Below are 3,897 nucleotides of genomic sequence, written 5' to 3'. Positions count from 1 at the left end.
TGTCGACCGATCACTCCGGCGAGCGTTTGGTCGCCGGTGCGCCCGCGCTGGCCTTTCAGGAGCCGCGGTTGTTCCCATGGCGCGACGTGCGGACCAACGTCGGGTATGGGCTGACCCGCACCCGGCTCTCCAAGTCCGAGGTGGTCGCTCGCGCCGACCGTGCGCTGGGTGACGTCGGGCTGTCCGACCGCGCGGAGGTCTGGCCGCTGACCCTGTCCGGCGGTCAGGCGCAACGGGTTTCGTTGGCCAGGGCGTTAGTCGCCGAACCCCGGTTACTTCTGCTGGATGAGCCGTTCGGCGCCCTCGACGCGCTGACTCGGCTGACGATGCGGGCGCTGCTGCTCGAGCTGTGGCGGGAACACCGGTTCGGGGTGCTGCTGGTGACTCACGACGTCGACGAGGCAGTGGCCCTCGCCGACCGGGTGCTGGTCCTCGAGGAGGGCCGCGTCATCCACACGCTCGCCATCGACGATGCCAGGCGCTCGCCGTCGGATCCGTCCGCCAACACCGAGCGCTACCGCGCCGAACTGCTCGACAAACTCGGCGTCCCGTTCTGACGATACCAGCGAAACATGAAGGGAAAGACCATGTCTGGTTCCAGACGAGTGATCGCGTTACGCATCGCGGTCCTACTGACACTGATCGGCCTGGTGGCGGGGTGCGTGTCGCGTGAGGAAACCGCCGGGACGCAGAAGGCGCCCGCGACGGTGCCGCTGGCCGAACTATCCGACGTCACGCTGCAGATCGGCGATCAAAAGGGTGGCACCGAGTCACTGCTGCGCGCTGCGGGCGTACTGAACGACCTGCCCTACCAGGTCGTGTTCTCCACGTTCACCTCCGGCCCACCGCAGGTGGAAGCCGCAACCGCGGGCAAGATCGACTTCGCCATCACCGGTAACACGCCGCCGATCTTCGGCGCCGCCGCCAATGCGAAGGTGAAGGTGGTGACGGCCTACGAGAACGGTGGCGACGGCGACCGCGTCCTCGTGCAGGCCGACTCGCCGATCAAGACCATCGCCGACCTGCGCGGGAAGAGCATTGCCGTAGGCAAGGGGAGCTCGGCGCACGGCCACATCCTCGCTCAGCTCCAGAAAGCCGGCCTCACGCCCGACGACGTAAAACTGGTCTTCCTGCAGCCTGCCGACGCACTCACCGCGTTCACCAGCAGGCAGGCCGACGCGTGGGCGATCTGGGATCCCTACACTGCGCAGGTCGAACAGCAGGTACCCGTGCGCAGCATTGCCGAAGCCACCGGAGTCACCAACGGAGCCGGGTTCGGCATCGCCTCGGACGCGACGTTGGCCGACCCCAAACGCAACTCCGCCCTGAGCGACCTGCTGGTGCGCTACGCCAAGGCGACGCGCTGGGCGCAGGATCATCCCGACGAATGGGCGCGCAAGTACTCTGCGGCGGTGGGCCTCGCCCTGCCAGTCGGTACCGTCGCGCAGGGCCGCAGCTTGCGGGCCTCGACCGCGTTGTCCGAGCAGCTGATCGGTTCTGAGCAGAAGCTCGCTGACCTATTCGCCGAAACCAAGCAGATCGCATCGCCGCCCACGTTCGCCGACTGGGTCGACCACCGCTACGACGAGGCGCTGAAACCGTTTCTGACGAATAGCAATTAGGAGTTCGGTGCCCGCGAAATTCTTCTGGTTCCTGCCCACTAGCGGAGATAGCCGTTCGATCGTCGCGTCTTCCCACGCGTCGTCGAACCAGGTCCTGCCGCCGAACTACCGTCCCCCGACCCGCGGTTACCTCGCGGAGGTGGCACGGGCCGCTGACCGGCTCGGCTTCGAGGGCGTCCTCACGCCGACCGGAACCTGGTGCGAGGACGCCTGGTTGACGACGGCCGCACTACTGGCTGAGACGGAGAAGTTGAAGTTCCTCGTCGCGTTTCGCCCTGGACTGGTGCCGCCGACGCTAGCCGCCCAGCAGACGGCGACACTGCAGCGGTTCTCGGAGGGCCGGGTGCTGCTGAACATCGTGACCGGTGGCGACGACGTCGAGCAGCGGCGCTTCGGCGATTGGCTCGACCACGACGAACGCTATGCCCGCACCGGTGAATTCCTGCACATCGTCGACTCCGTGTGGCGCAACGGTCCACTGACCTTTGAGGGCAAGCACTTTCACGTCGAGAACGCGATGGTCTCCGCACCGCCGGATCCGTTGCCGCAGATCTATTTCGGCGGATCGTCGCCTGCCGCGCTGCCGATCGCGGCACAGTACGTCGACGTGTATCTGACATGGGGCGAGCCGCCACAGGCCGCCGCGGCCAAGATCGCCAAGGTCCGCGCGTTGGCTGAGGCACGTGGCAGGACCATTCGTTTCGGCATTCGCCTGCACACCATCAGCCGCGACACCTCGGCCGCCGCGTGGGCAGTCGCCAATGACCTGGTCTCGGAGCTGAGTGACGAGCAGATCGCCAAGCAGACTGCGTTGCACGCCAAGTCCGAGTCGGAGGGGCAACGCAGGATGACCGCCCTGCACAGTGGGCGCGTCGACCAACTGGAGATCTACCCGAACCTCTGGGCCGGGGTGGGCCTGGTGCGCGGCGGGGCGGGGACGGCGCTGGTCGGCAGCCATGAGGAGGTCGCCAACCTGATCTACGAGTACCACTCGCTGGGCTTCGACGAATTCATCCTGTCGGGTTACCCGCACCTCGAGGAGGCCCACTGGTTCGCCGAGGGCGTCCTTCCGCTGGTGAAGCTGAAGGGTGTGGCATAGAGGAGACGACGGTTTCCGTGGCACCCTGAGGTGTGGACGAGTGGTTTGAACACAGCCCCTTCGTGGGGTTCGTGCCGTGGATCATCTACTGGGTGGTCGCCGAGGGCCCGAGTACCTGGATGTTCGGCGCGCTGTGCGCAGTGCTGTCGGCCATCATCCTGGGCATTTCGATGGGGCGCGGCCGCCCCCGGTTGCTCGAGATCGTCACGATCGGGTTCTTCGTCGTGGTCACCGCCGCCGGGGTGATCCTCGGCGCGAAGGACCGCGACTGGATGGACACCTACGCGACGACGCTCTCCAGCGGGGTACTCGCGACGATGGCCTTCGGATCGCTGGCGTTCACTCCGTTCACCGAGCAGTACGCCAGGATCACCCGCCCCCTGCAGGAGTGGGAGAAGCCGGCCTTCCGCCAGACGAACAAGGCGCTGACGTTGATGTGGGCCCTGGTGTTCGCCCTGATCTCGGTGCTCGGCTACTACGCCACCCAGGTGCCTCAGACGCAGGACTGGACCAACTGGGTGATCCCCATCGTGGTGCTCGTCGGCGCGGTGGGAATGACGCAGGCGTACCCCGCACGGGTCCGGGAGAAGGCCCGCCCGGCGGGATAGCCGTGGCTCGAGTAGACCTGGTCAGCAGCTGAACCGCAGGCCGATGTCGGGCGGCGGGGTCGTCTTCTGCAGACAACCGAAGGCTTCGACGCCGCTGGCGCTCATGCTGACCGCCGTCTGGTGGGCGTAGTCGACGCAGAACAGGCCGGCCGCGTCGGCTCGGCAGCGGTAGTCGCCGAACGCCAATGTCTGTCCGGCAGGAAGTTCCGCACCGGTGCCATCGCCGAACGGACCGGGGTCGCCATGCGGCGACCCGATGTCGACCGTCGTTCCCGGGAAGTCCACCCAGTTGCCCTTCCACGCCGATTCGATGCCCGACGGACGCGGCGGTGGATCGGTCAGCTTCACCAGACATGCCAGCGCGCCGTCCTGGTATCGGTTGGTGACGCAGTTGGCCTCGGTGCCTGCGGTGGTGAACGCGACGCCGTCGCCGAGGGCGGTCGTCTCCCCGCCGCGGGTCATCGAGTGGTAGCCGGCGACGTCGGCGGCCGTTCCCGCCTCGATCCACCGGATCACGTCGGCGATCGGGGCCCCCTGCCGAGGTGGGGTGGTGGGCGCCAGCGACGGC

Annotated in this window: 5 protein-coding genes; 4 read left to right on the top strand and 1 reads right to left on the bottom strand. The window is 67.3% G+C overall.

Annotated elements, in window-relative coordinates:
* The 4 genes from QOD90_RS18400 to QOD90_RS18385 form a co-directional block, all read left to right on the top strand.
* Positions 1–557 (top strand): ABC transporter ATP-binding protein (locus tag QOD90_RS18400; RefSeq protein ID WP_526352265.1); only part of this gene is annotated, 557 nt, incomplete at its 5' end.
* A 30-nt stretch (positions 558–587) separates the two neighbouring features.
* Positions 588–1,622, top strand: coding sequence for an ABC transporter substrate-binding protein (locus QOD90_RS18395; protein WP_526352264.1), 1,035 nt, complete (start codon positions 588–590; stop codon positions 1,620–1,622).
* 7 nt (positions 1,623–1,629) lie between these two features.
* On the top strand, positions 1,630–2,721 hold the full coding sequence (locus tag QOD90_RS18390) for an LLM class flavin-dependent oxidoreductase (protein ID WP_526352263.1): 1,092 nt from the start codon (positions 1,630–1,632) through the stop codon (positions 2,719–2,721).
* A 32-nt stretch (positions 2,722–2,753) separates the two neighbouring features.
* Complete coding sequence (locus QOD90_RS18385; protein ID WP_526352262.1) at positions 2,754–3,329, top strand: hypothetical protein; 576 nt, start codon at positions 2,754–2,756, stop codon at positions 3,327–3,329.
* A gap of 21 nt (positions 3,330–3,350) precedes the next feature.
* Here the strand turns inward: QOD90_RS18385 and QOD90_RS18380 are convergent.
* Positions 3,351–3,897 (bottom strand): hypothetical protein (locus QOD90_RS18380; protein WP_526352261.1); only part of this gene is annotated, 547 nt, incomplete at its 5' end.

The organism is Mycobacterium sp. (assembly GCF_032161845.1).
Taxonomy (GTDB): Bacteria; Actinomycetota; Actinomycetes; order Mycobacteriales; family Mycobacteriaceae; genus Mycobacterium.
Note: the sequence above shows the minus strand (reverse complement) of the source record. Positions and strands in the feature narration are given on the sequence as shown.

Coding starts and splice junctions, on each gene's coding strand:
- QOD90_RS18395 (WP_526352264.1), top strand. CDS start 588: ATGTCTGGTTCCAGACGAGTGATCGCGTTACGCATCGCGGTCCTACTG.